The organism is Candidatus Proelusimicrobium excrementi, assembly GCF_937881865.1.
Classification (GTDB): Bacteria; Elusimicrobiota; Elusimicrobia; order Elusimicrobiales; family Elusimicrobiaceae; genus Proelusimicrobium; species Proelusimicrobium excrementi.
The window spans coordinates 1-5,609 of sequence record NZ_CALGEO010000034.1; the positions used below are offsets into that span (position 1 = coordinate 1).

Genomic DNA, 5,609 nt, shown 5'->3' on the forward strand with positions numbered 1-5,609 from the left:
CAAAATCTGCGGCGGCTCCATGTTTATTTTACTGTGGTCAGATAAGTAAAATGGATTTTTATGCATATCAATCAAAATGTGGGGCTGATTTTTATGTAAATAGCCACAAAAACCCTCGGTCATTGTATAACTAATCTGCAAAATATACAAATTTCATGAGAGGGCATTGACAGACACGATTTAACGTGCTAATATGCAGAAAAAATGACCCCCCAAGATAGAGGCGCGGGATTCAAGAGTACTGTGTGTCAAGGCCGGGCAGCCGGCGCGCAGGAAAGGGGATACCGCCGAAGCGTATCGGCAGCCTGAACCGATATGGCTGGGCCGGCAGATAAGATCTGACGGACTGTCACAAATATATTTGTGAAGCGCTATCGAGAGCCTGTGAACCTTTGCTTTTCCGTTTTTTGTGGAAAGGCCGATTCAGAGATTTTTCATGGAGCGCTTGGTATGGCGGTCCATTTTTTTATTTTCCCAACCGGCGGGGAGAGAACAAGCCGGACGCCCTGTACCGGGGCAAAGAAAGGAAACAAAATGAAAGCTTCAATGAAACTCGGTATCGCGGGCCTTTGCGGGCTTGTGGTAAGTTCTATGATGGGCTCTGGCGTATTCTCGCTTCCGCAGAATATGGCCTCGGCCGCCCCGGCTGACGCCGTCTTGACGGCATGGCTGATAACCGGGCTCGGGATGTTTTTTATAGCGGAAACGTTTAGGATACTTTCCAATATAAAGCCGCATTTGACGGCGGGCATTTTCGCTTATGCGCGCGACGGCTTCGGCAAACGCGCGGGCTTTTTTATAGCCTGGGGCTATTGGCTGTCAAACGTGTTTTCAAACATAGCCATGGCCGTTATAATGATGGAGGCTTTAAATTACTTTTTTAAAGGTTTTTTTACCGGCGGAAACAATATAAACGCCCTGCTTCTTTCAAGCTTTATAATCTGGGCTTTTATGCTGCTTATTATGAAAGGCATAAAAACCGCCGCCGTAATAAACTTATTCGGCACCATCGCAAAAATAATGCCTTTGGTGTTTTTTATAATAGTCGCTTTTATAATGTTTAAATGGGACGTTTTTAAAACAGGGCTTTTCAACAATCTTACTTTTGAAGGCTTCAGTTTTAAAACGCTTATCGGCGACGTCCGCTCAACCATGGTAGTAACACTCTGGTGCTTTATCGGCATAGAATCCGCCGTGGTGCTATCCGGCAGGGCGAAAGAACAATCCTATGTTGCCAAAGCCACTTTACTTGGCTTTTTATCCTGTTTGGGCGTGTATATGCTTATTTCTCTGCTGCCTTTCGGATTCCTTACAAGGGCGGAAATAACCTCTTACGCCAATCCGTCCACGGCGGGCGTACTGGAAGCGGCTATCGGCAAAACCGGCGCGGTTATAATGAATTTGGGCCTGATTATTTCCGTTTTGTTCGCTTGGCTTTCATGGGAGCTTATTTCTATAGAAGCCCCGTTTGCCGCCGCGAAAGAAGGTACATTCCCAAAAATTTTCGCGAAAGAAAATAAAAACGCCGCGCCGACATTTTCGCTGTTAATCACCACGATAGGCATGCAATGCGCGCTGTTTATAGCTTTCTTCTCGGCAAACGCATGGGATACCATGCTCAACATAACGGCCGTAATGATACTGCCGGCTTATTTGGTTACTACGCTTTATCTTATAAGAAATTCCCGCGCAAAACACTTCCGCAGGGAGTGGGGCCTTTCCAAAGGCAAGCTTATGATTACCGGCGTGCTGGGCTCGATATATGCGCTGTGGCTTATTTACGCGGCGGATTTAAAATATTTGGCGATGGCGTTAATATTCTTCGCCGCGGGCATACCGATATTCTTAGTAGCCCAAAAGGAAAGAAAATCCGCCAAATAACAATATAAACCCCGGTTTAAGCCGGGGTTTTTTAATCTTCGGAAATTAACATTTACAGAATTTTCTTATCCGGCTCTTTACCCAAATAGGATAAAACGCCTGCGGCGGCCGCGGCAAGTACCGCCAGGCCCAAAGTTATATGGTAGGCGGATATAAACGCCGCAGTATGTTCCGCCCCGCCTTTTTGCAGGAATTTAATAAGTCCGTCAAAGATGTTTACCGTTAAGGAAACGCCTAAAACTATGCCCGTATTTCTGGCAAGAGAGTTTAAGCCGCTTGCGTCATTATAAAACTTGCGTTCTATCGCGTTCATAATACTGTTATTGTTGGGGGAGTTGAACATACCGTTTCCTATACCCAAAACAATTTGCCCGATAATTATCTGATATTCCTTAAACTCAAGGCCGATATTCATATACCACAAAAGCCCGAAAATCAAAATTACCATTGATCCCACGGTCAGCTTTCTTGCACCCATATAGCCGGAAAGCCTGCCGCTTAAAGGGGAAACCAATATCATGGGCACGGAGTAGAACAGTATCAAAGTGCCGGTTTTAAAAGCGCTCAGGCCGTAAATATCCTGCAAATAAAACGGTATCAAAAGCCCGTTGACGCTTGTGGCTATAAACACCAGCATCATGGCGGCGTTGCCGTAAGCAAAAACTTTATTGCCGTATAAAGACAAATTTAAAAGAGGGGTTTTGGTTCTTTTCTCATGACGGAAAAAGAAAAACGCCAAAACCGCCGAAACACCAAGCATGACTATTATGTGCGGGCTTGTAAAACCGGCCTGCTCGGCAAGTGAAAGCGCGGTAAAAAAACAAATACTTAAAGCCATAAACAGCATGGCCGAATTTGCGTTGATTTTGCCCAGTTTGCGTCTTTTTACGCTTGGCAGGGACTTGTAAGCAAAATACGCGCCGAAAGCCGCCAGCGGCAAATTTATATTAAATAAAGCCTGCCAGCCGAAAGTATCCAACAAAATTCCGCCCAAACTCGGCCCCGTTATGCTACCCAAAGCGACCACGGAACCTATCATTCCCAGGAATTGCCCTCTTTTTACGCCGGTAAACATATTGGCTACGACGCTTTGCGCCAAGGCAAAAAGCATAGCCGAACCGCTTGCCTGTATAAAGCGGGAAACTATCAAAGCGGCAAGGCAAGAGGAAAGGGCGCAGAGCAAAGAGCCCAAACCAAACAGAATAAAGCCCAAACTGTATATTTTATTTTGGCCGTACCGATTGCCCAGCTTGCTGCTTATGGGCAGTATGCTTACTATGCCCAAAGAATAGGCCGTTATTACCCACTGTATCTGCGTCAGGCCTACGTTGAAATATTTGGACATTACCGGCAAAGCTATATTGACGACACTTGTATCCAAAGCTCCGGCAAAGTTGCCTATAACAACTATAAAAAACGCAAAGTATTTGCTTCTTATCCAAGATGGCTGCGTCAAATGCTCTTCCGGCATTTTTCCTTATTCTCCTTATCGGCTTTGCTCGCGTTCATAAACCCGTAAGAAAATATACCGGAATAAACCGCAAAAAGCATTATCCCGCAAAAAGCCGTAATTATTTTAAGCAGGCGGCCCGGTTCCGTTACCACCGATATTTCCGCACCGGCTTGGCAGAAAGTCATCGCGGTGAACCAAATGGCGTCGTAAATATTTTTAAAGACTTCCGGCTGGGCGGAATGCTCAAAATAATAAATCAAAAAGGAGTTTACGGTAAGTAAAAAGCCCATAACGAAACCGACTGTAACCAAAGAATCAAGGCTCTGATAAATTACGCCGAACATCAGTTTAAGCGGACGGGAATATTCCACCAATTTTAAAATCCTGAACAGCCTTAAAAAGCGCAAAGTCCTTAAAGGCTTAATATTGATATAAACCATGGGCACTATCGCCAAAAAATCTATAATCATTGCCGGGCGAAGCGCAAAACGAAGGCGGCTGCCGTGATAATCTGGGGAAAGATCCGCCGTCCAAAGTCTTAAAATATACTCAAAGGAAAACACTATCGTAATTATCAAATCGCAAAATTCTATGGCGATGATGTCGTCAAAGCTTAATCGCCCGGAAAGCGAAAACAAAGAAAGCGGGATATTTAGAAATATAAGAGCCAAAATCAAGCTTACAAACCACCCCGCGTTTAACAAATTATAAGCCTTCTGTTTTATCTTTTTATAATATTCAATCATAAAAATACCCTCTTAAATTATATTAAATTAAAAAATTAAACTTACAAGAGGGGGAGGAACTCTTTGAGGAAAAATTCAAAGGCAGCAGAAGGCAAGGGCATCTCGGCCCACCTTGCAGGCGGAAAATTATTCCGCTTTTTAAAACGCAGCTTTTTCAAATGCAAAAAGGCCGCCGGTTAAGGCGGCCTTTTGTAAACTTTTTGGCGTTAGGCTTAATTGCCCGCGTTCTGCGGCTGTAAGCCCTGCGTTCCTACGGAATTAAGATTATAAGGCGAAACGCTTAAAGAAGGAACGCTGAAGTCAAATGACGGCGTAAACGAAGGAACCTGTAAGAACGAAGGGGTATCCGTACGATTAAGCCAATTATTTGTTATTGAATAAGGGAACGTTAAGGCCGCACCGTGTTTTATCGGGGCAAAGAATTTGCCGTTTAATACGCCCGAACCTTTACCGTATAACAAGCCCGTACCGAAGAGGACCGAAGCCGGTATCCATATATTATCCTGCAAGGCCTTGGTTTTGCTTGTATTTTCAGGGTCTTTTTCAACTTCTTTATCGGCAAAGTAGTTATGGACCACAGGCACTACGGACATACCTATATGAACAGCGGGGTAAGCCACTTTCCAATCCGTAAGCACGCCTTTGCCTGCACCGGCGCGGATAAGGTTATATTCGCCGGTCATTAATATGCCGTTGGTGGTGTTTGCAAAACCCGCGCCGACTAAGGCCATGCCTGCGGCGAAAGTCCAAGGATCGTCTTCAATGGCCAGCAAACCGGTACCCATAGCGGCAGAACCTAAAGAAAGGCCGATAATCTTTTTGTATGTAGCGGGGTTCTCTCCGCCCAAAGCCCTAATAAGCGGCTTGGAGTAATATCTTACGGCGAACTGCGGCAGAGCCAAAGCCGTTGTGGCTATTACAGGGCGCCAAGTTTCACTTCCGACGTGAACAGGGCTGTCCTCATTGCGCAGATAGGCGTTAGCCTCGCTTTGGCTGTACTTATTGAACATTGAAGCTTCCACGCCCAAGGCGCCGAATCCCGCAAAGGTTAAAGGAAGAACGTCTTTCCTGAACAGAACTTTCGCTGAATTTACAGATTCTTTAAGTACGCCGAAAGTAGGCCTGTAGAAATAATTGTTAAAGCCGGTTGCGAATTTGGAAGAACCAAGCCAACTTATAGGTTTTACGGACTGGCTCATTTGATATCCCTGTACCGCACCGATTTCTTTAGAGAAATGCGCCGTACGGAATTTATAGAGTATAAGCGCGGTTAAACCCAATAATACGGGGTTGGAAACTGAAAAGTCCGTATGTTTATGGAGCAGCGGTCCGCCTTTTTCGTCAAGTATTGCCTGACCTTTGGTCAATTTAAGTTTGCCGTCCGCATAAATGTCATTGCCTTGATAGGTGAGCGGAGTGCCGTTAACGGTGCCGTCATCGGTATAATACCTGGGGCTCCATTTATCCCAAAGCTGGAATGCGACGGGGGGCAAAATCATAAGGAAAGAGCCGGCATTTTTGTACATCAT

Annotated in this window: 3 protein-coding genes, 1 pseudogene and 1 riboswitch; of the genes and pseudogenes, 1 reads left to right on the top strand and 3 read right to left on the bottom strand. The window is 45.2% G+C overall.

Annotated features, from left to right (window positions below; all coding sequences use genetic code 11):
- The first annotated feature begins 210 nt into the window (after positions 1 to 210).
- Positions 211 to 382: riboswitch (Lysine riboswitch) on the top strand.
- Positions 383 to 534: 152 nt separating this feature from the next.
- Positions 535 to 1,881 (top strand): basic amino acid/polyamine antiporter, encoded by a 1,347-nt coding sequence (locus tag ACQY26_RS01950; protein ID WP_428047397.1) that lies wholly within the window; start codon positions 535 to 537, stop codon positions 1,879 to 1,881.
- 52 nt (positions 1,882 to 1,933) lie between these two features.
- On the opposite strand, the gene ACQY26_RS01955 is transcribed toward ACQY26_RS01950, so the two are convergent.
- The 3 genes and pseudogenes from ACQY26_RS01955 to ACQY26_RS01965 form a co-directional block, all read right to left on the bottom strand.
- Complete coding sequence (locus ACQY26_RS01955) at positions 1,934 to 3,352, bottom strand: MFS transporter (RefSeq protein WP_428047398.1); 1,419 nt, start codon at positions 3,350 to 3,352, stop codon at positions 1,934 to 1,936.
- Positions 3,334 to 4,080, bottom strand: coding sequence for an ion transporter (locus ACQY26_RS01960; RefSeq protein ID WP_428047399.1), 747 nt, complete (start codon positions 4,078 to 4,080; stop codon positions 3,334 to 3,336). The genes ACQY26_RS01955 and ACQY26_RS01960 overlap by 19 nt, the downstream gene beginning before the upstream one ends.
- Before the next feature lie 212 nt (positions 4,081 to 4,292).
- A pseudogene (locus ACQY26_RS01965) lies at positions 4,293 to 5,609 on the bottom strand (hypothetical protein); the annotation flags it as partial.

Bases quoted from the DNA above. Each gene is read 5' to 3' on its own strand.
- ACQY26_RS01960 (WP_428047399.1), bottom strand. From the start codon at position 4,080: ATGATTGAATATTATAAAAAGATAAAACAGAAGGCTTATAATTTGTTA.
- ACQY26_RS01950 (WP_428047397.1), top strand. From the start codon at position 535: ATGAAAGCTTCAATGAAACTCGGTATCGCGGGCCTTTGCGGGCTTGTG.
- ACQY26_RS01955 (WP_428047398.1), bottom strand. From the start codon at position 3,352: ATGCCGGAAGAGCATTTGACGCAGCCATCTTGGATAAGAAGCAAATAC.